21 protein-coding genes and 2 tRNA genes are annotated in these 25,140 nt (G+C 68.3%); 13 read left to right on the plus strand and 10 right to left on the minus strand.

Annotated features, from left to right (window positions below; translation table 11 throughout):
• Positions 1–51 precede the first annotated feature (51 nt).
• Positions 52–1,878 carry a glutamine--fructose-6-phosphate transaminase (isomerizing) gene (gene glmS / locus ACWPN7_RS24420; RefSeq protein WP_038527538.1) on the minus strand — a complete coding sequence of 609 codons (1,827 nt, stop codon included), beginning with the start codon at positions 1,876–1,878 and terminating at the stop codon, positions 52–54.
• Positions 1,879–1,935: 57 nt separating this feature from the next.
• Positions 1,936–3,291, minus strand: coding sequence for a bifunctional UDP-N-acetylglucosamine diphosphorylase/glucosamine-1-phosphate N-acetyltransferase GlmU (gene glmU / locus ACWPN7_RS24425; RefSeq protein WP_459196538.1), 1,356 nt, complete (start codon positions 3,289–3,291; stop codon positions 1,936–1,938).
• Between the two features lie 306 nt (positions 3,292–3,597).
• Here glmU and gph point away from each other — a divergent pair, with 306 nt between their 5' ends.
• Positions 3,598–4,278 (plus strand): phosphoglycolate phosphatase, encoded by a 681-nt coding sequence (gene gph / locus ACWPN7_RS24430; protein WP_456529823.1) that lies wholly within the window; start codon positions 3,598–3,600, stop codon positions 4,276–4,278.
• Between the two features lie 144 nt (positions 4,279–4,422).
• A complete protein-coding gene (locus ACWPN7_RS24435) occupies positions 4,423–4,701 on the plus strand; it encodes a hypothetical protein (protein ID WP_200475224.1) in 279 nt (92 codons plus the stop codon).
• Between the two features lie 4 nt (positions 4,702–4,705).
• Here ACWPN7_RS24435 and ACWPN7_RS24440 read toward each other — a convergent pair whose 3' ends face one another.
• Positions 4,706–5,611 (minus strand): DUF3108 domain-containing protein, encoded by a 906-nt coding sequence (locus tag ACWPN7_RS24440; RefSeq protein ID WP_176025204.1) that lies wholly within the window; start codon positions 5,609–5,611, stop codon positions 4,706–4,708.
• 165 nt (positions 5,612–5,776) lie between these two features.
• Here ACWPN7_RS24440 and ACWPN7_RS24445 point away from each other — a divergent pair.
• From ACWPN7_RS24445 to ACWPN7_RS24470, 6 genes are all read left to right on the plus strand, one after another.
• Positions 5,777–5,851: transfer RNA gene (locus tag ACWPN7_RS24445), tRNA-Val, on the plus strand.
• Positions 5,852–5,983: 132 nt separating this feature from the next.
• A tRNA-Val gene (locus ACWPN7_RS24450) sits at positions 5,984–6,058 on the plus strand.
• A 231-nt stretch (positions 6,059–6,289) separates the two neighbouring features.
• Positions 6,290–6,454 carry a hypothetical protein gene (locus ACWPN7_RS24455; protein ID WP_014240656.1) on the plus strand — a complete coding sequence of 55 codons (165 nt, stop codon included), beginning with the start codon at positions 6,290–6,292 and terminating at the stop codon, positions 6,452–6,454.
• A 152-nt stretch (positions 6,455–6,606) separates the two neighbouring features.
• On the plus strand, positions 6,607–7,497 hold the full coding sequence (panC, locus tag ACWPN7_RS24460; protein ID WP_349619979.1) for a pantoate--beta-alanine ligase: 891 nt from the start codon (positions 6,607–6,609) through the stop codon (positions 7,495–7,497).
• 141 nt (positions 7,498–7,638) lie between these two features.
• On the plus strand, positions 7,639–9,132 hold the full coding sequence (gene gabD, locus ACWPN7_RS24465) for an NADP-dependent succinate-semialdehyde dehydrogenase (RefSeq protein WP_149648649.1): 1,494 nt from the start codon (positions 7,639–7,641) through the stop codon (positions 9,130–9,132).
• 140 nt (positions 9,133–9,272) lie between these two features.
• Entirely contained in the window at positions 9,273–9,725 is a 453-nt protein-coding gene (locus ACWPN7_RS24470; RefSeq protein WP_038527547.1) for a flagellar basal body-associated FliL family protein, read from the plus strand.
• A gap of 141 nt (positions 9,726–9,866) precedes the next feature.
• Here ACWPN7_RS24470 and ACWPN7_RS24475 read toward each other — a convergent pair whose 3' ends face one another.
• Positions 9,867–11,252 carry a class II 3-deoxy-7-phosphoheptulonate synthase gene (locus ACWPN7_RS24475; RefSeq protein ID WP_014240660.1) on the minus strand — a complete coding sequence of 462 codons (1,386 nt, stop codon included), beginning with the start codon at positions 11,250–11,252 and terminating at the stop codon, positions 9,867–9,869.
• Between the two features lie 217 nt (positions 11,253–11,469).
• Between ACWPN7_RS24475 and ACWPN7_RS24480 the strand changes: the two genes are divergently transcribed.
• Positions 11,470–12,813, plus strand: a complete 1,344-nt coding sequence (locus ACWPN7_RS24480; protein ID WP_038527549.1) for an AmpG family muropeptide MFS transporter — start codon at positions 11,470–11,472, stop codon at positions 12,811–12,813.
• A gap of 82 nt (positions 12,814–12,895) precedes the next feature.
• Here ACWPN7_RS24480 and ACWPN7_RS24485 read toward each other — a convergent pair whose 3' ends face one another.
• The 3 genes from ACWPN7_RS24485 to ACWPN7_RS24495 all read right to left on the minus strand — a co-directional run bounded on the left by ACWPN7_RS24485 (position 12,896) and on the right by ACWPN7_RS24495 (position 15,953).
• Positions 12,896–13,792, minus strand: a complete 897-nt coding sequence (locus tag ACWPN7_RS24485; RefSeq protein WP_459196539.1) for a manganese catalase family protein — start codon at positions 13,790–13,792, stop codon at positions 12,896–12,898.
• A 169-nt stretch (positions 13,793–13,961) separates the two neighbouring features.
• Positions 13,962–15,314: a glutathione-disulfide reductase gene (gor, locus tag ACWPN7_RS24490; RefSeq protein WP_201044640.1), complete on the minus strand. Its 1,353-nt coding sequence runs from the start codon at positions 15,312–15,314 to the stop codon at positions 13,962–13,964.
• Positions 15,315–15,425: 111 nt separating this feature from the next.
• Positions 15,426–15,953 (minus strand): flagellar basal body-associated FliL family protein, encoded by a 528-nt coding sequence (locus ACWPN7_RS24495; RefSeq protein WP_081862892.1) that lies wholly within the window; start codon positions 15,951–15,953, stop codon positions 15,426–15,428.
• A 365-nt stretch (positions 15,954–16,318) separates the two neighbouring features.
• Here ACWPN7_RS24495 and ACWPN7_RS24500 point away from each other — a divergent pair, with 365 nt between their 5' ends.
• The gene (locus ACWPN7_RS24500) at positions 16,319–17,482 is read left to right on the plus strand and encodes a nicotinate phosphoribosyltransferase (protein WP_014240665.1); all 1,164 of its coding nucleotides are present in this window, start codon (positions 16,319–16,321) and stop codon (positions 17,480–17,482) included.
• 89 nt (positions 17,483–17,571) lie between these two features.
• Here the strand turns inward: ACWPN7_RS24500 and ACWPN7_RS24505 are convergent, their stop codons facing one another.
• The 3 genes from ACWPN7_RS24505 to ACWPN7_RS24515 all read right to left on the minus strand — a co-directional run bounded on the left by ACWPN7_RS24505 (position 17,572) and on the right by ACWPN7_RS24515 (position 20,074).
• Positions 17,572–17,904, minus strand: coding sequence for a (2Fe-2S) ferredoxin domain-containing protein (locus ACWPN7_RS24505; protein WP_492273469.1), 333 nt, complete (start codon positions 17,902–17,904; stop codon positions 17,572–17,574).
• Positions 17,905–18,003: 99 nt separating this feature from the next.
• Positions 18,004–19,302 carry an ergothioneine biosynthesis protein EgtB gene (gene egtB, locus ACWPN7_RS24510; protein ID WP_038527557.1) on the minus strand — a complete coding sequence of 433 codons (1,299 nt, stop codon included), beginning with the start codon at positions 19,300–19,302 and terminating at the stop codon, positions 18,004–18,006.
• Between the two features lie 175 nt (positions 19,303–19,477).
• On the minus strand, positions 19,478–20,074 hold the full coding sequence (locus ACWPN7_RS24515) for a hypothetical protein (RefSeq protein ID WP_038530793.1): 597 nt from the start codon (positions 20,072–20,074) through the stop codon (positions 19,478–19,480).
• 199 nt (positions 20,075–20,273) lie between these two features.
• Here ACWPN7_RS24515 and ACWPN7_RS24520 point away from each other — a divergent pair, with 199 nt between their 5' ends.
• From ACWPN7_RS24520 to mfd, 3 genes are all read left to right on the plus strand, one after another.
• On the plus strand, positions 20,274–21,065 hold the full coding sequence (locus tag ACWPN7_RS24520; RefSeq protein ID WP_200475230.1) for a crotonase/enoyl-CoA hydratase family protein: 792 nt from the start codon (positions 20,274–20,276) through the stop codon (positions 21,063–21,065).
• 132 nt (positions 21,066–21,197) lie between these two features.
• Positions 21,198–21,500 carry an FAD assembly factor SdhE gene (locus ACWPN7_RS24525; RefSeq protein WP_038530795.1) on the plus strand — a complete coding sequence of 101 codons (303 nt, stop codon included), beginning with the start codon at positions 21,198–21,200 and terminating at the stop codon, positions 21,498–21,500.
• 10 nt (positions 21,501–21,510) lie between these two features.
• Complete coding sequence (mfd, locus tag ACWPN7_RS24530) at positions 21,511–25,137, plus strand: transcription-repair coupling factor (RefSeq protein ID WP_459196540.1); 3,627 nt, start codon at positions 21,511–21,513, stop codon at positions 25,135–25,137.
• Positions 25,138–25,140 lie beyond the last annotated feature (3 nt).

Raw genomic sequence — 25,140 nt, forward strand, 5'->3', positions numbered from 1 at the left:
GGTAAAAAGCCCCCGTCGCTAGGACGGGGGCTTTTTGTTTGGTGAACCGCCTTACTCGACGGTGACCGACTTGGCGAGGTTGCGCGGCTGGTCGACGTCGGTGCCCTTCAGCACGGCGACGTGGTAGGCCAGCAGCTGGACCGGGATGGCGTAGAGCAGCGGGGCAACCAGTGGATCGCAGGCCGGCAGCTCCAGCGACCAGCGAACCTTGTCGGACAGCTTGTCGATGCCCTTCTTGTCGGCGATCAGCAGCACCTTGCCCGACCGCGCGCAGACCTCCTGGACGTTGGACACGGTCTTCTCGAACAGGTTGTCCGACGGCACCAGGACGATGACCGGCACGCTCTCGTCGATCAGCGCGATGGGGCCGTGCTTCAGTTCACCCGCCGCGTAACCTTCGGCGTGGATGTAGCTGATTTCCTTGAGCTTCAGCGCGCCTTCCAGAGCCAGCGGGTACATGGCGCCACGGCCCAGATAGAGCACGTCGCGGGCTTCCGCGACCTCCTGCGCCAGCTCGTGCAGGCGCTCGTCGTGGGCCAGCACGTCGGCGGCGCGGGCCGGCACCTCGCGCAGGGCCTGGGCGATCTGCTGCATCCGCTCCGCCGGGATGACGCCGCGGTCGTGACCGACCGTGACCGCCAGACAGGCCAGCGTGGTGAGCTGGGTCGTGAAGGCCTTGGTCGAGGCGACGCCGATCTCCGGACCGGCCATGGTGTAGAGCACCGCGTCGGATTCGCGCGCGATGGTGCTTTCCGGCACGTTGACGATGGACAGGATCTTCTGACCCTGGCGCTTGCAGTAGCGCAGTGCCTCCAGCGTATCCAGCGTCTCGCCCGACTGGCTGATGAACAGGGCCACGCCGCCCTCGGGCATCGGCGCTTCGCGGTAGCGGAACTCCGAGGCGATGTCGACCTCGACCGGCAGGCGGGCCAGCGTCTCGAACCAGTATTTCGCCACGACGCCGGCGTAATAGGCGGTGCCGCAGGCGACGATGGTCAGCTTCGTCGCCTTGGCGATGTCGAAGCTGGTCTCCGGCAGGGTGACGCGGCCGGTCTCCGGGTTGATGTAGGCGTTCAGCGTGTCGCCGATGACCTGCGGCTGCTCATAGATTTCCTTGAGCATGTAGTGCCGGTAGCCGTCCTTGCCGATCAGCGCGCCGGACAGGGCGGTGGTCTTCACCGGACGCTCCACCACCGCGTCGGTGGCGTCGTGGATCACGGCGGCGGCGCGGGTCAGTTCCACCCAGTCGCCGTCCTCCAGATAGCAGATGCGGTTGGTCAGCGGCGCCAGCGCGAAGGCGTCGGAGGCGAAATACATCTCCCCCTCGCCGTAGCCGACGGCCAGCGGCGTGCCGTGGCGGGCGCCGATCAGCATATCCTCCTGGCCGGAGAACAGCAGCACCAGCGAGAAGGCGCCGGTGAAGCGCTTGAAGGAGGCGGCGGCGGCCTCGACCGGACCCAGCCCTTCCTTCTCCATGTAATAGGTGACGAGGTGGGCGATGACCTCGGTGTCGGTGGCGCTTTCGAAGACGTAGCCGTGCTCGATCAGCTCGGTCTTCAGCTCCTGGTAATTCTCGATGATGCCGTTGTGCACCACGGCCACACGGTGGGTGGCGTGCGGGTGGGCGTTGTTCTCGGTCGGGCCGCCGTGGGTGGCCCAGCGGGTATGGCCGATGCCGATCACGCCCGGCAGCGGCGCCTCGCGCAGCTTGGCGTCGAGGTTGATCAGCTTGCCCTCGGCGCGGCGGCGCTCGATGCCGCCCTTGACCAGCGTGGCGACGCCGGCGCTGTCGTAACCACGGTATTCGAGGCGGCGGAGACCCTCGACGAGACGGGGGGCCGCGTCATGCGTGCCGATGATGCCGATGATGCCACACATGAACCTGCAACTCCTGAATGATGGCCGGGGCCGGGTGAACGGTCAACCGGGGCAATCTTACGCCTTTTTCGCTTTCTCGTTTTGCTTCCGTTCGCGGAAACGCTTGGCCCAGCCGGTGTAAGCCTGCTGGCGCCCGCGCGCAACGACCAGAGCGTCGCCCTCCACGTCGGTGGTGACCACGCTGCCCGCTCCGACGATCGCGCCGCCGCCCACCCTGACCGGAGCCACCAGCGCGGTGTTGGAGCCGATGAAGGCCCCGGCCCCGATGTCGGTGTGGCTCTTGGCGTAGCCGTCGTAATTGCAGGTGATGGTCCCGGCGCCGATGTTGGCCTTCGCCCCCACCCGCGCGTCGCCGATGTAGGTGAGGTGGTTGACCTTGGCCCCGGCCTCAATCTTCGCGTTCTTGATCTCGACGAAGTTGCCGATGTGGGCGTCCGGGCCGATCTCCGCCCCCGGGCGCAGGCGGGCGTAGGGGCCGACCTGGGCGCCGCTGTCCACCCGCACCTGCTCCAGATGGCTGAAGGCCTTGATCTCCACCCGGTCGGCGACGACCACGCCGGGACCGAACACCACGTGCGGGCCGACGATCACGTCGCGGCCGAGACGGGTGTCCACGCAAAAGGTGACGCTGTCCGGGTCGGTCAGGGTGGCGCCGTTGTCCATGGCGGCCTTGCGCAGGCGGCGCTGGATCAGCTTCTCCACCTCCGACAGCTCGGCGCGGGAGTTCACGCCGACGACCTCCGCCGGGGCGGCCTCCACCACCGCGCAGGCCATGCCGTTGCTGCGGGCGATCTGCACCACGTCGGTGAGGTAGTATTCGCTCTTGGCGTTGCTGTTGCCGATGCGGTTGATGAGGTCGAACATCCGCGCCCCGTCGAAGGCCATCAGCCCGGCGTTGCACAGGGTGACCTGGCGCTCCTCCTCCGAGGCGTCGAGATACTCGACGATCTTCTCCAGCCCGCCGCGGGCATTCAGGATCAGGCGGCCATAGGCGCCGGGATCGTCGGGCCGCATGCCCAGGACAACGACCGCAGGGTCGTTCGGCTGGCGCCGCGCGGCGACCATGGCGCGCAGCGTGTCCGGCGTGACCAGCGGCGTGTCGCCATAGAGCACCACAACGTCGCCGTCGAAGCCCTCCAGCAGGCCGAAGGCGGCGCGCACGGCGTCGGCGGTGCCGCGCTGCTCGTGCTGGACGGCGGTGGGGTAGGGGGCGACGGCGTCGGCCACATTGTCCATTCCGGGGCCGACCACCACGACCACATGGTCGGGGTCGAGCGCCCTCACCGCGGACAGGACATGGCCGACCATCGGCTGGCCGGCGACGCGGTGCAGGACCTTCGGCAGGTCCGACTTCATGCGGGTGCCTTTGCCGGCGGCGAGAATGACGCAGGCGAGCGGGCGGTGCTGAGTCATCGGATATCCCTGCAGTATTGGAAACGGGTTATGGCGGACGGGCGGAAAAGCATGCGCATCAAAATCCGGACAATACGTCTGTCTTCAGCCATTCAGTGCCACATCCGGTGCCGGGACCCCAAGTCAACTTTTGTGTCAATCTGACATACACAAATCGCGGCTCGAGGGTGTACGCACCCCGCGCCGCCGGCACCGAAGGGCCTATGCCGGCGGTGGATTGCGGGAACGGGGGCTCGCCGCCGGGGGAAGGCCGTGCTATCGAAAGGGGTATCCGCCCGTCTTCGACTTGCCATGGGACTTCTGCCGATGTCTGCCGCGCCCGCTGCCATTCCCTTCTCCGCGGTCGTCTTCGACCTGGACGGCACGCTGATCGACAGCGCGCGGGACATGACCCGCGTCCTCAACCGCACCCTGTCCCGTTTCGCGCGGCCCACCCTGACGGAGGAGCAGGTGCGCGGCATGGTGGGTGACGGATCGGCCGCCCTCGTCCGGCAGGCCTTCGCGGCGACCGGCGACGCCCTGGCCGAGGATGCTCTGAAGACGGCCCTGGCCGACTATCTCGACGCCTATTTCCAGGACGACGAGCCTCCGGTGCTCTATCCCGGCGTCCAGGAAACCCTGGCGGTGCTGGCGGAGAACGGCGTGAAGCTGGGGCTGTGCACCAACAAGCCGGAGCGGATCACCCGCAAGCTGCTGGACGCGCTGGGCCTGTCGCCGCTGTTCGGCGCTTTGGCCGGCGGCGACACGCTGCCCGTGAAGAAGCCGGACGGGCGCCATCTGTCCTGGGTGGTCGAGGCGCTGGGCGGCGGCAGCGCTGCGATGGTGGGGGACAACCGCAACGACGTGAAGGCCGCCCGCGCCGCCGGGGTGCCGGTGGTGGCGATGACCTACGGTTATCCCCGCATGCCGGTGCAGGAACTGGGCGCCGATATCCTGCTCGACCGCATCGCCGATCTGCCGGACGCCCTGCGGCGGCTGGGCGCCTGAGTGCCGGCCGCGCGGCCGGGTCCAGCGAGGGCTTCGCCGTAGGTCTCCTTCTTGTCATGGTTAACGAGAGATTAACAGTGGCTAACGAAAGGTAAATGTAGTTGGATGGGTGCATCGAATGGTGGTGAGCGAAGGAGACACCCGATGGCCCAGATCCTTGCCTTCCCCGGTAAGACCCAGACCGGCAACACCCTCTCCGCCGACGTTCTGTCCATCGAAGGCCACACCGCCAATTTTACCCCGGCCAACAGCCAGATCGACTCGGCCACCGCCGACTTCGACCGGATGATGGCCCACCACAGCGACCTCCAGCGCAAGATGGCCGAGTTCAACCGCCTGTGCGAACAGGCGCTGGCCGAGCGGCCGATGGCCGAACTGCTCTATCATCCCACCGCCTGCAGCGGCAGCGTCGGGCGCGCCTGACCCGTCAACGAAGCGGTGACGGCGCCGGTTCGGCGGGACGCTCCGCCGTCTGATCGGTCTTGCGGGCGGCGATGAGGTGGACGACGACCCCGCCGAATCCGCTGTCGGTCTCCAGCCGGACGGGCAGGGGCGGGCCGGCCCCCTCCACCGGAGCGATCCACAGATCGACGGGCGGGCGCTCCTCCCGGCCTCCGCCACGCTGCCAGAAGGGTTGGCGCGGCGTGCGCTCGTAGCCGGCGATCGGCTTGTGGGACACCCGGCATTGCCGGGCTGCGCCCGAGAACACCGAATGGCGCGATGCCCCGACCGTGGTCATTCCCCGGTCCGTGAAGATCATGTCGTACCGGCGGCGCCCGTCATAAATCGGCACCGTGCGCTGGCATCCCTCGCCGTGAAGTCCGGCCAGCAGCAGTTCCACGACTCCGCTCAACGGATCGCGGGTCTGACGGGTGAGGTCCTCGGGGACGGGATCGCGGTCCTCCTCCTCCGGGGGCGGGGAGACCTGCGTGCGGACGCGGCCGGCCGGCCCATAGTCCAAGGTGACGGTCCGCGGGGAACCGCGCAGAACGCCGGACTGGGTGTGGCGGATCGGGGCGACGCCATCCGGGCCGACCGTGCCGACGCTCAGGGATTGCGTTTCCCAGGGAAACAGGCGCCCCAGAAAGCCGTCCGTCGCGGCGTTGACCTGGACGCTGTAGCGGCCCTCGGTCAGGATCAGTTCTGCCCGCGCGTCGAGCACGGCCACACCGCCGACATGGACGCGGTAGTCCAACTGCCAGCGCTGCGCCAGGGCGGGCAGGGGGAACAGCCCGGCGAACGCCGCGCACATTCCTGCGATGAGGGCGGCGACGAGGGCGGCCGGGGGGCGCTTGGCGGGAAACTGGGTGGGAAGCGCGGTCCGGTGCGTCATGTCCATTGGCTCATCGGGGGCTCCGGGCGGAAGGGCTTCTTTGATATTGGTGTGAAACAGGTGCTTGACAGGAGGGGGCGGGGCCTTTAGAAACCCGCCTCACCGCAGCGGCGGCAACGACGCGACAGCGAAACGAGCCTGATGCCGACGCGGTTTTACTGGGATGGGCGCATAGCTCAGCGGGAGAGCACACCCTTCACACGGGTGGGGTCGTAGGTTCAATCCCTACTGCGCCCACCATCCCAAAGTCCGGTGGTTCGAGGGCTTTGCGGATGGTACCATCCCTTCCACCATATGGGCCGGTCAAGATCGGGGTCCGTCGGGCTCCGCGTTGTCGTCTCTGTGGTGCGTCAGCGGTTGTTTCTTTGGGATGGGCGCATAGCTCAGCGGGAGAGCACACCCTTCACACGGGTGGGGTCGTAGGTTCAATCCCTACTGCGCCCACCATCCCAAACACCGCCTCTTCTCCCAGACATCGTTGAAATTCGCCAGTAATGGGTCGTCGCGCCGGTTGCGTGGCCCTGTGCTTGGACGCAACACCACAAAATACCTTTGCCCAGTCGCGTGTGCCTTTTTGAGACGAACGCCACCGCAGTTGATTCAGATCAGCTACAGCCCGTGGGGTTTTCGTTTATCGCTTCCAGCATCCGATTTGCTCAATCATCTGGAAGCAGTGACATGGAAGATACGCGCGTGACCCTTCTCGCCCTCGGCCTGCTGGTCGTGGCGCTCGTCGTGATCCTCGGTTCGGTGGTCCTGTCTCCGGCCACCCTGGTCCTCCTGGCCACGCTCGGCGCCTGGGTGAACCTGACCTATCTGGTCGTCGTCACGCTGATGCGTTGACCCGCCCGCGGGCGGGGTGGGCTTCGCGGTCCGACCCGCCCGCAGGATGGAAAAATTTCAAATTCGGGCTCGCCCGGTTAATTCCATGACTGGACAGCGCCGATCCGGCGGTTTATCCCAGCGCCGTTTATGACGCCTGTGGAGCACCCGCCATGACCTCCCTCGCCGCCGCCCGCCTGCCGGAGTCGGAACAGCCCCTGCCGGTCGTCCGCAGCGTGGACGATCTCCGCGCCCAGGTCTCCACCTGGCATCGCGACGGCAAAACGGTGGCCCTGGTGCCGACCATGGGGGCGCTGCACGACGGCCATCTCGCCCTGGTGCGCCGCGCGCGGGAACTGGCCGACCAAGTGGTCGCCAGCGTCTTCGTCAACCCGACCCAGTTCGCCCCGCACGAGGACTTCGACCGCTACCCGCGCGACGAGGCCGGGGATTCGCGCAAGCTCGCCTCGGCGGGCTGCCATCTGCTCTACGCCCCCACGGTGCGCGCGATGTATCCGGAGGGGTTCGCCACGGCCATCTCGGTCGGCGGCCCGGCGGAGGGGCTGTGCGGCACCTTCCGACCGCAGATGTTCGGCGGCGTCGCCCTGGTCGTGACCAAGCTGTTCCTGCAGGCCCAGCCCGATGTGGCGGTGTTCGGCGAGAAGGACTACCAGCAGCTCATGGTCATCCGCCGCTTCGCCCGCGATCTCGACATCCCGGTGCGGGTGGAGGGGCTGCCGACGGTGCGCGAGGCCGACGGGCTCGCCATGTCCTCGCGCAACGCCTATCTGTCCGCCGACGAGCGCGCCCGCGCGCCGGAGCTGAACCGCGCGCTTCGCGACGCCGCCACGGCGCTGGCCGGCGGGGCGGAGGCCGCCACGGCCCTGGAGGCGGTGCGGACGCGCATCACCGCCGCCGGATTCGGCTCCATCGACTATGTCGAGCTGCGCGACGCCGACACGCTGGTGCCGGTGACCCGCGCGGAGCGTCCGGCTCGCCTGCTGGCCGCCGCCTGGATGGGCAAGGCCCGCCTGATCGACAACGTGCCGGTCCTTCCGGCGTAAGTGCCGACCTCTCTTCCCCGGTCCGCGCGGCCTGCCCACACAACGGGAAGGATCGCAGAGCGGGCGAGGTGCCCTATACTCTCTGCCGAACGCGCGGCCGACCGCGAGGCCGCGCGCAAGAAACGAGGGAAGGAAGGCACCATGCCGTATGATTCCGTGGACACCGCCCGCCGTCTTGGGTTGAAGGACGCCGAGCTGCTGCGCTTCCAGTGCTTCGTCGATGGCCGGTGGATCGACGCCGACAGCGGCAAGACCGTGGAGGTGACCAACCCTGCCGACGGCAGCGTCCTGGGCAGTGTGCCGATGATGGGCGCGGACGAGACGCGCCGCGCCATCGACGCCGCCGAGCGCGCTTGGCCGGCCTGGCGCGCCCTGACCGCGAAGGAGCGCGCGAAGACCCTGCGGACATGGTTCGACCTGATGATGGCGAACCAGGAGGATATCGCCCGCATCATGACGGCGGAGCAGGGCAAGCCGCTCGCCGAGGCGCGGGGCGAGGTGGCCTACGCCGCGTCCTTCATCGAATGGTTCGCCGAGGAGGGCAAGCGCGTTTACGGCGACACCATCCCGCAGCATTTGCCGGGCCGCCGCATCGTCGTGACGAAGGAGCCGATCGGCGTCACCGCCGCCATCACGCCGTGGAACTTCCCGGCGGCGATGATCACCCGCAAGGCCGGTCCGGCGCTGGCCGCCGGCTGTCCGATGGTCATCAAGCCGGCGACCGCGACCCCGCTGACCGCGCTCGCCATGGCGGTGCTGGCGGAGCGGGCGGGCATTCCGGCGGGCATCCTCAGCGTCGTCACCGGCTCTGCCCGCGCCATCGGCGGCGAGATGACCGGCAACCCGACGGTGCGCAAGCTGACCTTCACCGGCTCCACCGAGATCGGCAAGGAGCTGATGGCCCAATGCGCCGGCACGGTGAAGAAGATCTCGCTGGAGCTGGGCGGCAACGCGCCCTTCCTGGTCTTCAACGACGCCGACCTCGACGAGGCGGTGAAGGGCGCCATCGCGTCCAAGTACCGCAACACCGGCCAGACCTGCGTCTGCGCGAACCGGCTGCTGGTGCAGTCCGGAGTCTACGACGCCTTTGCGGCCAAGCTGGCCGAGGCGGTGAAGGCGCTGAAGGTCGGCCCCGGCCTGACCACGGAGGGGGCGCAGCAGGGGCCGCTGATCGACATGGCGGCGGTGGAGAAGGTCGAGGACCACATCCGCGACGCCACGGAGAAGGGCGCCCGCGTGGTGCTGGGCGGCAAGCGGCACGAGCTGGGCGGCAGCTTCTTCGAGCCGACCATCCTCGCCGACGTGACTCCGGCGATGAAAGTGGCCCGCGAGGAGACCTTCGGGCCGGTCGCCCCGCTGTTCCGCTTCGAGACGGAGGAGGAGGCCGTGCGCATGGCCAACGCCACCGAGTTCGGTCTGGCCGCCTACTTCTACAGCCGCGACATCGGGCGCGTCTGGCGGGTGGCGGAGGCGCTGGAATACGGCATCGTCGGCATCAACGAGGGCATCATCTCCACCGAGGTCGCTCCCTTCGGCGGCATGAAGGAAAGCGGCATCGGCCGCGAGGGTTCCAAGTACGGCATCGAGGATTACTTGGAAATCAAGTATTTGTGCATGGGCGGCATCGGCGGCTGAAGGACGGGCGCTGATTTCAAGTAAAAAAGCGGGGCTGGTCGCGCGACGCGCTTTGACCGGCCCCGTTTTTTTATCTAGGATAAATCATCGTTAAATATGCCCATGCCCCATCCAGGGGAATGATGGGGGAAAGGCGGCCCGTGCGGTTCCTGCTGCGGCGCTCCGATGGGGAATCGGTGTCGTTGATGCCCGTCCTCGTCGCGGTGTTTCTGGTGCTGCTCGCCGCGCTGGGCACCTGGACGGTGGTCTCCGGCACATCCGGCACGCGAAGCGCCGGTGGCGACCGCAAGGCGCAGAAGACCTACGCGTCCCTGCCGACGATGACCTTCACGCTGGGCGGCAGCGACGCGCGTCTGGTGGACATCCGCATTCTGCTGGAGATCGAGCCCACGGGGGACCCGAACCCGGCCACGCCCTTCGTCCCCCGCATCGCCGACCAGATGGCCGACCGTCTGCGCCAGATCGAGCCTGGCCAGTTGAACGGGGCCGAGGGCGCCAACCTGATCAAGAGCACCGTGGCGAGCGTGATGAAACGCGAAGCGCAGGCCATTCGCGTGCGCGAGGTGCTGCTGGAGCGGATGGTGGTGCGGTAGGAGAGGGCGCTGCCCCCACCCTCCCACGCTTGCGCGTGGGTCCCTCCCTCCCCCGCTTCGCGGGAGAGGGAAAGTTGACCCCCTCTCCCGCGAAGCGGGGGAGGGTCGGGGGAGGGGGAAAATCGCCCCCAGGGAAACGCCTTACTCCGCCGCGGCGCGGCGGTCGGCGTCGCGCTTCAGGCGGGCGCGCTTCAGCTCTTCGGCCAGCAGGAAGGCCAGCTCCAGCGCCTGGCTGGCGTTCAGCCGCGGGTCGCAGGCGGTGTGGTAGCGCAGCGCCAGCTTGTGATCGGTGATCGCCTGGGCGCCGCCCGTGCACTCCGTCACGTCCTGGCCGGTCAGCTCGAAATGGACGCCGCCGGCGTGGGTGCCCTCGGCCTCGTGGACCGCGAAGAAGTCACGCGCCTCCGACAGCACCTTCTCCACCGGCCGGGTCTTGTAGCCGCTGGAGGACTTCACGGTGTTGCCGTGCATCGGGTCGCTGGACCAGACGACGACGCGGCCCTCGCGCTGCACCTTGCGCAGCAGGGGCGGGAACTTCTCCGCCACCTTGTCGGCGCCCATGCGGACGATCAGGGTCAGGCGGCCCGGCTCGTTGGTCGGGTTCAGCAGGTCGATCAGGCGGATCAGTTCGTCCGGATCGGTCGTCGGGCCGCACTTCAGGCCGATCGGGTTCTTCACGCCGCGCAGGAACTCCACATGCGCGCCGTCCAGCTGGCGGGTCCGGTCGCCGATCCACAGCATGTGGGCCGAGACGTCGTACCAGTCGCCGGTGGTGCTGTCGACGCGGGTCATCGCCTGCTCGAACGGCAGCAGGAGCGCCTCGTGGCTGGTGAAGAACTCGGTCTCGCGGATCTGCGGGGTGGTCTGGGCGGTGATGCCGCAGGCCGCCATGAAGCCCAGTGTCTCGTCCAGCCGGTTGGCGATCTCGCGGAACTGTTCACCGGCGGGGGAGCGCTCGACGAAGCCCAGCGTCCACTGATGGACCTTGTGCAGGTCGGCGTAGCCGCCCTGGGAGAAGGCGCGCAGCAGGTTCAGCGTGGCGGCGGCCTGGGTGTAGGCCTGCATCATGCGCTCCGGGTCGGGAACGCGGGCGTCCGGCGTGAAGTCGAAGCCGTTGATGATGTCGCCCCGGTAGGACGGAAGCTCGATCCCCTCCAGCACCTCGGTGTCGGCGGAGCGCGGCTTGGCGAACTGCCCGGCCATGCGGCCCACCTTGACCACAGGGATGGCGGCGCCGAAGGTCAGCACGACGGCCATCTGCAGCAGGACGCGGAAGGTGTCGCGGATGTTGTTCGGGTGGAACTCCGCGAAGCTCTCCGCGCAGTCGCCGCCCTGCAGCAGGAAGGCGTTGCCGGCGGCGGCGGCGGCGAGGCTGTCCTTCAGCCGGCGCGCCTCGCCCGCAAAGACCAACGGGGGATAGGAGGACAGGCGCTGCTCGACCGCTTCGACCTTGGACGGGTCCGGATAGGTCGGAAGCTGCTTCGCCGGCTTCGACCTCCAGCTGTCGGGGGACCAACGCTCAACCATGACGCCCGCTCTTTCCTTGTGCTAAGGGTTCCTCTCGATGGCCGGATGGCGGCCAGAGGGGTACTCTGTATAGCGGTCGCCGGGAAATTTTTCCATAGTTTCGACCGCAACTTCCGCAATGGATGATGCGGCGTCGCGCCCGAAAAAGCGCGCTGGCCGGGGCGTCCGGCTGGAGCTTATACAGACGGTTACGCAGGTGTGCGGAAGGGTTGAGCGGGTGAAACCATCCTCCTGGGGTCAGGCGGCCTCCGTCTATCTTGACCGGCGCGTTCTGGCCATTCTGTTCCTTGGGTTTTCCGAAGGGCTGCCGCTGGCGCTGACCGGGTCCACCCTGTCGATCTGGCTGCGCGAAGGCGGCATCAGCAAGACGGCCATTGGCCTGTTCGCGCTGGTCACCATGCCCTACGCCCTGAAGTTCGTCTGGGCGCCGCTGATCGACCGGCTGCGCCTGCCGGTGATGACCCGCCTGTTCGGACGGCGGCGCGGCTGGGCGCTGGTGGCGCAGGCCGGGCTGATGGCGGCCCTGATCGGGCTGGGCAGCACCAACCCGGTCACCGACCTGTGGTGGACCGCCATGCTGGCGGTGGTGGTCGCCTTCTTCTCGGCCAGCCAGGACATTGTGGTCGACGCCTACCGCGTCGAGGTGCTGGAGGAGCACCAGCAGGCCGCCGGTGCCGCCATCCTCGTGCTCGGCTACCGCTTCGGCATGCTGGCGGCGGGGGCGGGGGCCTTGTACCTCGCGGAGTTCTTCGGCTGGCACGTCGCCTACTACGTCATGGCCGGGCTGGTCGCGGTCGGTATGGTGACAATCCTGCTGAACCGCGAGCCGAAGGTCGCGGACACCGCGGAGTCCAAGGCGCGGGAGCAGCATGTGGCCGACTGGCTGGCCGCCCGCCCGCACCTGACGGGCTGGAAGGCGGACCTGCTGGCCTGGATTTACGGCGCCGTCGTGGCGCCCTTTGTGGAGTTCATGACGCGCCCGGCCTGGGCGGCGGTCCTGCTGTTCATCGCCTGCTACAAGCTGGGGGACGTGCTGGCCGGGGTGATGTCGGCGCCCTTCTACGTCGATCTCGGCTTCGAGAAGACGGAGATCGCCAACGTCACCAAGCTGTTCGGCCTGTGGGCGACGATCATCGGAGGGCTGATCGGCGGCGTGCTGGTCGGGCGCATCGGCGTGCTGCGCGGGCTGCTGGTCGGCGGGCTGATGCAGATGCTGTCCAATCTCGGCTACGTCATGCTGGCGCAGGTCGGGCACGACGTGTCGGCGCTGGCGGTGACGGTGGCGCTGGAGAATGTCTGCGGCGGCATCGCGACGGCGGCCTTCGTCGCCTATCTGTCGAGCCTGTGCAACACCGCTTACACGGCCACGCAATACGCGCTGCTCAGCAGCTTCTACAAGCTGGGCGGGGACCTGTTCGGGGCGTCGTCCGGCTGGCTGGCGGAGCGGATGGACTGGAGCAGCTTCTTCCTGCTGTCCACCGGTGGGGCGGTGCCCGGGCTGCTGGTTTTACTGTGGCTGATGACGCGGCCAAGGCGGGATGAGGCGGTTGTGAAGGTTTAGGTGGGGAAGTCGGCAATCCAACACTTGCCCCCACCCTGACCCTCCCCCGCTGGGCGGGGGAGGGGAATTGGGACGGTAGGGGTTACTTCACCGGGGTCATCTTGCCGGAGCCGGGGCCGGCGCCGAGGTCGGCACCCGTCACCGGGTTCACGTCGGTGCGCGACATGGTGCGCTTGGCGGCCTCGTTGACGGCCTTCATCTCTTCGGCCGCCAGCCGGACCGAGGGGTTGCCGTCACCGCCGCTGACCGGGCCCTGGTCGGGGGTGACGTTCACGAACTCCCACTGCTCGCCCTGGTTCCACGGGCCGCGCATGTCGCCGTCGCCCTGGCTCATGTTGTAGTACTTGTCGGTGTATTCCGGGTTGCCCGGCAGCTTGCCCGGCGGGAAGTTGTTCTCGATGGAATAGAGCGCCTTCTCGAACATCTTCTGGTGCGCCACCTCGCGGGTCATCAGGAAGGTCAGCGCGTCCTTGACGCCCGGGTCCGGGGTGATGTTGATGAGGCGCTCGTAAATGATCTTGGCCCGCGCTTCCGCGGCGATGTTGGAGCGCAGGTCGGCGGTCGGCTCGCCGATGCTGTCGATGTAGCCGGCGTTCCAGAGCTGGCCCGCGGAGTTGGTCAACGCCGGGCCGCCGCCGTAGAGCAGGGCCAGCGTGTGGCTGCCGTTGCCCTTGGCGATGTCGGCGTAGAGGTCGGTGACCTCCTCGGCGCCCTCGGCCAGCTTACCCTTCACGCCCTTGGTCAGCATGGCGACGATGCTGCCGATGATCTCCAGATGGCTCAGTTCCTCGGTCGCGATGTCGATCAGCATGTCCTTGCGGCCCGGGTCCTCGTCGGAAAGGCCCTGCGTGAAGTAGCGCAAGGCCGCCGCCAACTCGCCCTGGGGTCCGCCGAACTGTTCCAGCATCAGGCTGGCCAGCTTCGGGTCCGGTTCGGCGACGCGGACGGTGTACATCAGGTTCTTGTTGTGCATGAACATGCGTAGGAGCCCTCCGGGAGCCTTGATGAAGGATGGAAGGCGGTGGCTTCCGCGGGGGTGCTTGACCGCCGCCGTGAGTGCCGCCGCCATCGTCGTGTGCCCTCAACACAGGCTTCTTAGAAGCGTTCCAGGAAATCGGGCTCCTGACCTTTGGTTTTATGTCCGATCGTCAGGACACCTTCTCGCGCATCAGGACGAACTCTTCCGCGGTAGAGGGATGGAGGGCGATGGTCCGGTCGAAATCTCTCTTCGTGGCGCCGCAGTTCAGGGCGATGCCCAGCCCCTGGACGATCTCCGGCGCGTCCATGCCCATCATGTGGCAACCGAGCACGCGCTGGCTCTCGCCGTCCACGACCAGCTTCATCAGGACGCGCTCGTCGCGGCCCGACATGGTGTGCTTCATCGGGCGGAAGCCGGCCTTGTAGATGTCCACGGTGGCGTACTTCGCCCGCGCCTCCGCCTCGGTCAGGCCGACGGTGCCGAGCGGCGGGATGGAGAAGACGGCGGTCGGGATGTTGGCGTAGCTGATGCTGGTCGGGTTGTCGTTGAACAGCGTCTCCACGAAGGCGCGCCCCTCGGCGATGGCGACGGGGGTCAGGGCCATGCGGTCGGTCACGTCGCCGACGGCGAAGATGTTGTCCACGCTGGTGCGCGAATACTCGTCCACCCGGATCGCCCCGGCGTCGTCCAGCGCCACGCCGGCGGCCTCCAGCCCAAGGTCGCGCGTGTTCGGCCGGCGCCCGGTCGCCGCCATGACGAGGCCGGCGGAATGCTCCCGCCCGAGCTGGTCGGTGACGGTGAAGCCGCCGGGGCCTTCCTCGACCTTCACCGGCTGGGTGCGGGTGAGGATGGTGATGCCGCGCTTGCGCATCTCCTGTGCCAGCGCGACGCGGATGTCGTCGTCGAAGCCGTTCAGCAGCTCCTCGCCGCGGATCATGATCGTGACCTCGGCGCCCAGGCCGCGGAAGATCCCGGCGAACTCCACGGCGATGTAGCCGCCGCCGAGAATGATGACGGAGTGGGGCAGGGTGCCGAGCTGCAACGCCTCGTTGGAGGTGACGGCGTGCTCGATGCCCGGAATCTTGGGCAGCGCCGGCCAGCCGCCGGTGGCGACCAGGATGTTCTTCGCGGTGTAGCGCTGGTTCGCCACCTCCACTGTGTGGCGGTCGATCAGCCGCCCGAAGCCGGTGTGCAGGGTGACCCCGGAGTTCTCCAGCATCTTGATGTAGATGCCGTTCAGCCGGTCGATCTCGGCGTCCTTGCGCCCGATCAGCGTCGCCCAGTCGAAGGCCGGCATGGTGGTGGACCAGCCATAGGCGCTGGAGTCCTCGAAGGCGTCGCGGAACTGGGCGGCATAGACCAGCAGCTTCTTCGGCACGCAGCCGCGGATGACGCAGGTGCCGCCGACCCGGCTGCCTTCGCAGATGGCGACCTTGGCCCCCATGGCCGCGGCCCGCCGGCTGGCCGCGACGCCGCCGGAGCCGGCACCGATGGTGAACAGGTCGAAATCGAACTCGGCCACGGCCGTCTCCTTGCAATCCCAAGATCCGAACGGGAGGGGAGTGTTCCCCATTCCGGCTCCCCTGTCGAGCGTTGGAGGGCCGGCATCGGCATGGGCGGAGCGGGCCTTCCGTCAGCGCATGACGAGTTCCTGGACCAGCACCTGCCGGATCTTCATCGCGCCGAGTTCCTTCGCGGCGGTGCGCATCACCGCGTCCTTGATGTAGAAGGCGCCGTTGCGGCCGCGCAACTCGCCGGGGTCGGTTTCCAGCATCACGTTGGTCATGGCGCTGGCGATGCGCGGCCCATAGCTCTCCACCGTCTTGGCGGGGGCCGTCGGCTCCATGTCGAGCACCACGCGGACCCGCAGCTCGCGCAGCCGGTCGCCGTCGCTCAGCGTGAAGATCATCGCCGGCAGCCGCGCGTAGTTGGCGGCGGTGCGCAGCGTGTCCCCCACCACGCGCCCGGCCTGCGCCGTGCCGGGCTTCAGCAGGAAGGCGCCGCCGGTGCCCGCGGCGGCCAGACCGGCCATGGTGCAGAGAAGCCCGACCACCACCCGCCGGCTCAGGCGATCCAGCGTCGAGGGGGCTGCCGTCGAAGGACCCATCGTCGAGGAGCCTGCCGCAATGTTCGGCGCGTTCTGGCGGATTGTCCGGCTCATGCCGACCTCGTCGCTTTTCCCGGCACCGGAAGGGGGTGGTGCCTGTTCTTGGGTGTATGGTGGATGGGTAAAAGAAAGCCGTCAAATACAGGTATTTTATACTTTTTGGTGACAGCGCATTACAGTCAGGAATTGCGCATCTCTTCTCAGCTTCTTTGTGTTTGAAATGCGCCGGATTTCGTAGTGTATTTTCGGTAAATCACCATTGCTTGCGGCGGTTGGCCGAAGCGGATGAAGCCTCTTCCACCGGAGGGCCGGGGCGTATAATGCTGGTTTCTCAGTCGGATTGCCGTTCTCCCGCCGCGGGGGCGGCCTCCGGATGGGGCCATCGTGAAGGGCAAGAGCGGGAAGACAAGGACATCGCCATGGACGAGACCAGGAACCAGCCGCCGGCCAGTCACACGCCCGCCAGCCATCCGCCCGCGTCGGCCATCACCGAATGGACCGACACCTATTTCAAGCGGACCAAGGAGGCGGTCGGGAAATTCGGTGACAAGAAGGTCACCTACGCCATCTTCATGCGCCGCCCGGTGGTCTGCGCGCCGCGACTCGCCATCGAATGGCTGGAGGCGGTGGCGCGGGAGCGCGGGTTCGACCTCGACATCGTCCTGAACTATCCGGAAGGAAAGTGGGTCGGTGCGGGCGAGCCGATCCTCTACATCACCGGCTCCTTCTACCATCTGGTCGACACCGAGACGATCATCCTGCAGAAGCTCGGCCCCGCCTGCGTCGGCGCCTACAATGCCTTCACCATGTGCGCCGACCTGCCGAAGACCGCCTTCCTCGCCATGGAGGCGCGCCACTGCGCCGGCACGGAGATGGAGGAGATGATGGCCTACGCCGCCTCGGTCGGGTCGGACCGGGCGAAGCGCAAGGTCGGCGCCAAGGGCTTCATCGGCAACGCCACCGACGCCACCGCCCATTTCTTCGGCCAGAAGAAGGGCATGGGCACGATGCCGCACGCGCTGATCGGCTATGCCGGATCGACCGTGCGGGCGGCGGAGATGTTCCACGAGACCTTCCCCGAGCTGCCGCTGACCGTCCTGGTCGATTACTTCGGGCGCGAGGTGACCGACGCGCTGGAGGTCTGCCGCCGCTTCCCCGGTCTCGCCGCGCAGGGCAAGCTGGCGGTGCGGCTCGACACGCCGGGCGGGCGCTTCCTGGAAGGGCTGGACCCGCCGGGTTCCTACGCGGTGCTGGAGCGGCACGCGCCCCATTCCATCCGCGGCTACCGCGACGAGACGCAGCTTCGCTACCTGATCGGCACCGGCGTGTCGGCCGCGGCGATCCATTTCATGCGCGAGAAGCTGGACGAGGCCGGATTCCCGGCGGTGAAGATCGTCGCCAGTTCCGGCTTCGGCCCGGCGAAATGCCGCCTGATGGCGGAGGCCAACGCCCCCGTCGACATCATCGGCACCGGCAGCTATCTGCCCGAGCGCTGGACCGAGACCTACGCCACCGCCGACATCATCGAGTACGACGGCGAGAAGCGCGTGAAGGTCGGCCGCGAGTTCCTGTTCCGCAAGTAGCATCGTCGTTTCGCACACTGTCGTTCCGCAAGGAGAACGCCCCTCCGCCGGCTATGCCGCGGAGGGGCTTTTGCGTTCAGCCTTTGCGTTCAGCGGGTCAGCACCATCACCAGCCGTTCGACCGGCGTGTTGTTGACGAGGTGCGAGTTGACGATCTCGTCGATGTCGGCGGGCGTTTCCGGGCGGTACCACAGCCCCTCCGGATAGACCACCATCAGCGGCCCGGCGGAGCAGAAGCCGAGACAACCGGTCCAAGCCATGCCGACGTCCAGCAGCCCCTTGGCCTGGATGCGCTGGCCGAGCTGCTCCCACAGCGGGTGGGCGTTCTTCGCCGCACAGCTCCCGCGCGGGTGGCCGGGCGGGCGCTGCTGGGCGCAACAAAAGACGTGGTGGCGGAACACCTGAGGCAGGTCGAGAGACATCGAAGGCTCCATAGGCCATAATTTAATTATGGTTATAGAGCTTGCTGCGGTGCAGCGCTACCGTTTAAAACGATTCCAATGTCTCGGCTGTCCTATTCATCAGGCATCCTCTGCCAGCCGCAGGCCGGTGAAGGACAAACGGGATTCCGGCCGCAGGTAATGCCGGGTCGTCGGGTTGGCGTGGTCGAAGGGGGTGACGCAGCTGCCGCCCCGCAACACCATGCGGTTGATCATGAAGCGGCCATGGACGGCCTCGTCCACCCCGTCCGGCAGGCGGTAGCCGGGGTAGGGTGTGAAGGGGCTGCGCGTCCATTCCCACACGTCGCCGAACAATTGCCAGGGGCCGTCGCCGTGGCAGGTGCTGGGGCGCGGATGGCGGTGGCCGGTGCCCAGCAGGTTGCCCATGCTGTCGCAGCGCGACGCCACGGCCTCCCATTCGGCCTCCTCGGGCAGGCGCTTGCCGGCCCAGCGGGCGAAGGCGTCGGCCTCGAACCAGCTGACATGGCAGACCGGCTCGGCGGGATCGAGCGCGCGCATGCCGTAGAGGGTAAAGATCTGCCACGCGCCGTCGCGCCATTCCCAATAGAGCGGGGCCTGCCAACCCTCGGTCTGCACCGCCTCCCAGCCGTCGGCGAGCCAGAGCGAGCGTTTCGCGTAGCCGCCGTCCTCGATGAAGTCGCGGAAGGCGCCGCAGGACACCGGCAGGGCGGCGAGGCGGAAGGGCTCCAGATGGACGCGGTGGCGCGGCCCCTCATGGTCGAATCCGGCCCAGTCCTCCGTCCGCCCGATCTCGACGAGGCCGCCCTCATGCTCAATCCAGCGTTCCGGCTGCGGCGGGGCCGGCACGGCCTGCGGCGGCTGGTCGTAGGCGGGGCGCAGCGGGTTGCTCCAGAAGGCGTGCTTGATGTGGGTCAGCAGCCGTTCCTGGTGGCGCCGCTCGTGGGTGATGCCGACGATCACACGGTCGGCGATCTCCGGCAACTCTGTCTCGTCGGCTTGGTTCAGCAGGTGCAGCACCGCGGCGTTCACATGGTCGCGGTAGCGCATCACCTCCGCTGCGTTGGGCCGGGAAAGCAGGCGCAGGGTGGGAGAGGGAAGCTGGTGGCTGCCGAACCGGTCGTCGCGCGCGGCGAACAGCGTCAGGAAGGCCGGGTCGAAGGGGCGGTAACCGGGGTTGCAGGGCACCAGGACGGTGGTTTCGAACAGCCACGTCGTGTGGGCGAGGTGCCATTTGGCCGGCGCGCCATCGGCCACCGACTGGACCATCAGATCCTCCGGCGACAAGGGGGCCGCGAGTTCGGCGGTGCGGGCGCGGATCTTCTGGAAACGGGTGGAAAGGGCTTGGCGAAGGGCGTCGCCGGACGGCTGGGCGTGCGTGGCGAGATGGGTGTCGGGCACGGGGGAACCTCCCTGCGGGAGCGGGTTTTCCGCGGCGGGAACGGCGCGGGAACGCGCCCGGACTCCGCCGGAGAAACAACAGGTCCATTGTGCCGCATGGTCCAACCATCCTGGGTGGCGCATCGGAGGGGGGCTTTCTCCGAATTCGCGCATCGCACCCGCGGTGGGCTTGGGGTCAGGCGTCCACCACCAGATGCGGACGGAAGGCGCCTTCGAGCGTCAGGAGCAGGCGCAGATACACGGCGACGCGCCGCGATGTCGTCGTCCGCTGTTCCAGGCAATCGCGGAGCTGGTTGGCGAGCGCCACATTCTCCGCCGTCTGTCCGGGCGGAAGCGCCGGATGAGTCGGCGCCGCCATGTCGACGATGTGGTCGTGATCGACCGAGTGGGCCGCGACGGCCTTTTCGAGGAGTTCCGCCGCGATGCGTTCGATGTCCTCGTCCGCCGGCGGCGGCTGGGCAAGGTTGGGGGCGAGGTGCGGCGGCGGACGGCGGTTGGCGAGCTGCGCGCGTAGATTCTGCTTGATGCGCGCCCGCTGCCCGGCGTTCAGCGTGTCCAGCTCATCGATCTCGTCGAACAGCAGGTCGTAGAGGCGCCGCCGCTTGTGGTTGGCCTCGTCCTGGTCGCGGCGCTCCTGCTGCTCGCGTTCCTGCTGTTGCAGGTCCTGCCGATTCTGTCGCCGTTTCCTGCGGTCGGTCGCGCTGCCGGTGCGCTCCACCACGCCAGCCGAGCGGACCAGGGGTTCCGGGCGTCCGATCGATCCGTCGGTCATGGCGACCTCCACGACAAGTGGCTGGGACTGTTCAGTGTACCAACTGTCGTGATTCTGTCAAGGTGACGCTTTGGCCTGCGGCGGAGGCCCGGTTTCAGATGAGCGTTGCTCACCCGAACACGCGGCGTACTCGTTTGTCAGGGGCGTGGCTCGGGCTCGACAGTGGGGCATCCCAAACGCAGGACAAAAGGAACGCGCCATGTCCCTGACGACCAAACACGCTGACCCCGCCAACCCCGTGCTGTGCGTCACCGCCGGGGGAATCGCCACCCTCACCCTGAACCGCCCAGCCAAGCTGAACGCCATCAGCACGGCGCTGGCCGCCGCCATGCTCGACACGCTGGACGCGCTGGAGGCCGACGCGGCGGTGCGGGCGATCATCGTCACCGGCGCCGGGGAGCGGGCCTTCTCCGCCGGGGCGGACATCGCGGAGTTCACCCCGGCCGTCCGGCGGGGACCGGAGGCGGCGGTGCGCGCCTTCCGGCCCGGCCAGACCCTGTGCGCGCGGATCGAGGCCTTCCCCAAGCCCATCATCGCCGCGGTCAACGGCATCTGCTACGGCGGCGGTTGCGAGATCCTGGAGGCGGCACACCTCGCCGTGGCCAGCGAGCGGGCGACCTTCTCCAAGGCGGAAATCAAGCTCGGCATGATGCCGACCTTCGGCGGAACGCAGCGGCTTCCCCGCAACGCCGGGCGGAAGCGGGCGCTGGAATGGCTGCTGACCGGCGACGCCTTCCCGCCGGCGACGGCGCTGGCGGTGGGGCTGGTCAATCAGGTGGTGGCCCATGACGCGCTGCTGCCCGCGGCCTTCGAACTGGCCGGGCGGATCGTCCGACACTCCCCGGCGGCGGTGTCCGGCATCCTGGGGGCGGTGACCCGTGGGCTGAACATGACCATCGGCGAAGGGCTGGCGGTGGAGACGGAACGCTTCGCCCGGCTGGCGCCGGGGGCAGACCTGCGCGACGGGCTGGAGACGTGGCTGGCGCGCTGAATTACGCTCCTTCCGGGGGATCGTCCGGCGTTTCGGTTTGCGCGGGGGCGTGCCGGTGTGCAGGATGCGGGGGTGGATGTGGACCGCTCCGCCCCCTATCTTCCGGGGCCGGGGCTTTTTGGCGTGGATGGCATGAGCGACGAGAACACCCTGTCGGAGAGCGGCGAGTCCCTGGAAAACCGGCGCAAGCGGCTGCGCTTCCGGTCGTGGCACCGCGGCATGCGCGAGATGGACCTGCTGATCGGCAGCTTCGCCGACGCTCACGTCCCGGACTTCGACCACGCGCAGCTCGACCGCTACGAGGCGCTGCTCGAACTCAGCGACCCCGACCTCTACAACTGGTACGCCGGGCGCGAGCCGCTGCCCGCCGAGCATGACACCGACGTCATGCAGCTGTTGACCAAGTTCCGCTACACGCCCCGTCAGGGGTCCTGAGGCCCGATCCTTGCCCAGCTTCGAACAGTTGCAGCCGGGACGCTCCGGCCGCCTTCTGGTTGGCGGCGCCCCCGCCGGCCATGACGCCCGCGTCCTCGCCGACCTCGCCAAGCGGGCGGGGAGCGCCGGACTCCTCCACGTCGCGCTCGACGACACCCGCGCCGCCCAGCTGGCGGAGGCGCTGGCCTTCTTCGCGCCGTCGCTGGAGGTGCAGGTCTTCCCGGCCTGGGACTGCCTGCCCTACGACCGGGTGTCGCCCAACGGCGGCATCGTGGCGAAGCGCATCGACACGCTGACCCGCCTTATGGCGCGCAAGGCGGACGCGCCGCCGCTGGTCGTGCTGACCACCGTCAACGCCATGGTGCAGAAGGTGCCGCCCCGCGCCGCCTTCCGCGACGCGGTGTTCTCGGCGAAGCTGCGGGACCGGATCGATCTGGAGAAGCTGCAGCGCTATCTGGCCGGCAACGGCTACACCCGCGCCCAGACGGTGCGCGAGCCGGGCGAGTTCGCCGTGCGCGGCGGCATCGTCGACCTGTTTCCGCCGGGCACCGACGAGCCGCTGCGCCTCGACCTGTTCGGCGACGAGCTGGAGGCCGTGCGCAGCTTCGACCCGATGTCGCAGCGCACCACCGACAAGCGCGACGGCGTCGATCTGAAGCCGATGTCGGAGGTCTTCCTGGACGAGGCCGGCATCGCCCGCTTCCGCTCCGGCTACCGGGAGCTGTTCGGCGCCGTCACCGACGACGACCCGCTTTACGAGGCGATCAGCGCCGGGCGCAAGTACGGCGGCATGGAGCATTGGCTGCCGCTGTTCCACGAGACGATGGAATCGCTGCTGGCCTACATGCCCAAGGCCATCCTGTCGCTGGACCATCAGGCGACGGAGGCGCGCGATTCGCGCATCGCGCAGGTGGTGGACTTCCACGCCTCCCGCGAGAGCATGATCGTCATCGAGAAGCGGACGGGCTCGCCGGTCTACAAACCGGTGCCGGTCGGCATGATGTTCCTCGACGCCCAGGCCTGGGACGACCTGTTCGCCGCCCACGCCGTGGCGCAGCTCCAGCCCTTCGGCACGCCGCCGGGCATCAAGGGCACGCTGGACGCCGGCGGGCGGCGCGGCCACGACTTCGCCGAGGAGCGGGCGCGGCCCGACGTCAACGTCTTCGAGGCGGTGAAGGACCACATCCGGGCGCTGCGGGCCGACGGGCGGCGCGTGCTGGTGGCCGGCTATTCCGCGGGCTCCCGCGACCGTCTGATGACGGTGCTGGGCGACCACGGCATTCCGGGGCTGGAGCCGGCGGAGAGCGTCGAGGACGTCCGCCGCTTCGACCGCCACGTCATCGGCATGATCGTGCTGGGGATGGAGCACGGCTTCACCTCCGCCGATATGGCCGTCATCACCGAGCAGGACATCCTCGGCGACCGCCTCGTCCGCCCGGCGGCGAAGAAGAAGCGCAAGGCCGCCAACTTCATCGCCGAATACACGGCGCTGGCCTCCGGCGACCTCGTGGTGCACATGGACCACGGCATCGGGCGCTACGACGGGTTGGAGACGCTTGAGGTGTCCGGCGCGCCGCACGACTGCCTGCGGCTGATCTACGAGGGGGGCGACAAGCTCTACGTCCCCGTCGAGAATATCGAGGTGCTGACCCGCTACGGGTCGGAGGACGCGCACGCGCAGCTCGACAAGTTGGGCGGGGCCGGCTGGCAGGGCCGCAAGGCCCGCGTCAAGAAGCGCCTGAAGGACATGGCCGAGGCGCTTTTGAAGATCGCCGCCGAGCGCATGCTGAAGAAGGCCGATCCGGTCTATACGCCGGAGGGCGTCTATCAGGAGTTCGCCGCGCGCTTCCCCTATCCGGAGACGGACGACCAGCTGAAGGTGATCGAGGAGGTCTTCACCGACCTCGGCTCGGGCCGTCCCATGGACCGGCTGGTCTGCGGCGACGTCGGCTTCGGCAAGACGGAGGTGGCGCTGCGCGCCGCCTTCCTCGTCGCCATGAGCGGCCAGCAGGTCGCCGTGGTGGTGCCGACCACGCTTCTGGCGCGCCAGCATTTCAAGACCTTCACGACGCGCTTCGCCGGGCTGCCGCTGCGCGTCGTCCAGCTGTCGCGCATGGTGACGCCCAAGGAGCAGACCAAGGTCAAGCAGGAGCTGACGGAGGGCACCGCCGACATCGTGATCGGCACCCACGCGCTGCTCGGCAAGGGCGTGCAGTTCAAGCAGCTCGGCATGGTCATCGTCGACGAGGAGCAGCATTTCGGCGTGAAGCAGAAGGAACGGTTGAAGGAGCTGCGCGCCGATGTGCATGTCCTGACGCTGACCGCCACACCGATCCCGCGCACGCTCCAGATGGCGCTGAGCGGCGTGCGCGAACTGTCGCTGATCGCCACACCGCCGGTGGACCGTTTGGCGGTGCGCACCTTCGTCCTGCCCTACGACCCGGTGGTGGTGCGCGAGGCCATCCTGCGCGAGCATTACCGGGGCGGCCAGACCTTCTACGTCTGCCCCCGCGTGGAGGACCTGCCCAAGGTCGCCGAGCGGGTGCGCGAGCTGGTGCCTGAGGTGAAGATCGTCACCGCCCACGGCCAGATGCCGGCCAGCGAGCTGGAAGAGGTGATGACCGCCTTCGACGAGGGCAAGTTCGAGGTGCTGCTCGCCACCAACATCATCGAGAGCGGCATCGACATCCCCAACGCCAACACGCTGATCGTGCACCGGGCGGACATGTTCGGCCTAGCCCAGCTCTACCAGATTCGCGGGCGCGTCGGCCGGTCGAAGGTGCGCGGCTACGCTTACCTCACCTACGCGCCGAACAAGCCGCTGACCGGCACGGCGCAGCAGCGGCTGCACGTCATCGAGACGCTGGACAGCCTGGGCGCCGGCTTCCAGCTGGCCAGCCACGACATGGACATCCGCGGCGCCGGCAACCTGCTGGGCGAGGAGCAGTCGGGCCACGTCAAGGAGGTCGGCGTCGAGCTGTACCAGCACATGCTGGAGGAGGCCGTCGCCAACGCCCGCGCCAACATGGACGGGCAGGTGCCGAGCGGGGCGGAGGACCAGCCCTGGACCCCGCAGATCAACCTGGGCACGCCGGTGCTGATCCCGGAGGAGTATGTTCCCGACCTGACGGTGCGCCTGTCGCTCTACCGCCGCATCGCCGAGCTGGTGGACCGGGCGGAGATCGACGGCTTCGCGGCGGAGCTGATCGACCGCTTCGGCAAGCTGCCGGGCGAGGTGGAGAACCTGCTGGACGTCGTCACCATCAAGCAGCTCTGCCGTCAGGCGGGGGTGGAACGGGTGGACGCCGGGCCGAAGGGCGCCGTTCTGACCTTCCGCAACAACAGCTACGCCGAGCCGGCCAAGCTGCTGACCTACATCAGCCAGCAGATGAGCCTGATGAAGCTGCGGCCCGACCACAAGCTGGTCTACACCCGCGAATGGGCCGATGAGGCCCAGCGGGTGCGCGGCGTCAACCGGCTGATGAGCGATCTCGCCCAGATGGCCGGCGGTGGCGCCGTGCCGAAGGGCGAGGCGCCGCCACCCCCGCCGCCGCCTCCGCCGCCGCGCCCCAGTGCGCTGAAAGTCGGGTCGAAGTTCGGGCGGAATATCCCCTCGCGTCCCTTCGGGCGGCGCTGAGGC

This window comes from Azospirillum sp. UENF 312511, assembly GCF_058780635.1.

Coding starts and splice junctions, on each gene's coding strand:
- glmS (WP_038527538.1), bottom strand. CDS start 1,878: ATGTGTGGCATCATCGGCATCATCGGCACGCATGACGCGGCCCCCCGT.
- glmU (WP_459196538.1), bottom strand. CDS start 3,291: ATGACTCAGCACCGCCCGCTCGCCTGCGTCATTCTCGCCGCCGGCAAA.
- gph (WP_456529823.1), top strand. CDS start 3,598: ATGTCTGCCGCGCCCGCTGCCATTCCCTTCTCCGCGGTCGTCTTCGAC.
- ACWPN7_RS24435 (WP_200475224.1), top strand. CDS start 4,423: ATGGCCCAGATCCTTGCCTTCCCCGGTAAGACCCAGACCGGCAACACC.
- ACWPN7_RS24440 (WP_176025204.1), bottom strand. CDS start 5,611: ATGACGCACCGGACCGCGCTTCCCACCCAGTTTCCCGCCAAGCGCCCC.
- ACWPN7_RS24455 (WP_014240656.1), top strand. CDS start 6,290: ATGGAAGATACGCGCGTGACCCTTCTCGCCCTCGGCCTGCTGGTCGTG.
- panC (WP_349619979.1), top strand. CDS start 6,607: ATGACCTCCCTCGCCGCCGCCCGCCTGCCGGAGTCGGAACAGCCCCTG.
- gabD (WP_149648649.1), top strand. CDS start 7,639: ATGCCGTATGATTCCGTGGACACCGCCCGCCGTCTTGGGTTGAAGGAC.
- ACWPN7_RS24475 (WP_014240660.1), bottom strand. CDS start 11,252: ATGGTTGAGCGTTGGTCCCCCGACAGCTGGAGGTCGAAGCCGGCGAAG.
- ACWPN7_RS24485 (WP_459196539.1), bottom strand. CDS start 13,792: ATGTTCATGCACAACAAGAACCTGATGTACACCGTCCGCGTCGCCGAA.
- ACWPN7_RS24495 (WP_081862892.1), bottom strand. CDS start 15,953: ATGAGCCGGACAATCCGCCAGAACGCGCCGAACATTGCGGCAGGCTCC.
- ACWPN7_RS24500 (WP_014240665.1), top strand. CDS start 16,319: ATGGACGAGACCAGGAACCAGCCGCCGGCCAGTCACACGCCCGCCAGC.
- ACWPN7_RS24505 (WP_492273469.1), bottom strand. CDS start 17,904: ATGTCTCTCGACCTGCCTCAGGTGTTCCGCCACCACGTCTTTTGTTGC.
- ACWPN7_RS24515 (WP_038530793.1), bottom strand. CDS start 20,074: ATGACCGACGGATCGATCGGACGCCCGGAACCCCTGGTCCGCTCGGCT.
- ACWPN7_RS24520 (WP_200475230.1), top strand. CDS start 20,274: ATGTCCCTGACGACCAAACACGCTGACCCCGCCAACCCCGTGCTGTGC.
- ACWPN7_RS24525 (WP_038530795.1), top strand. CDS start 21,198: ATGAGCGACGAGAACACCCTGTCGGAGAGCGGCGAGTCCCTGGAAAAC.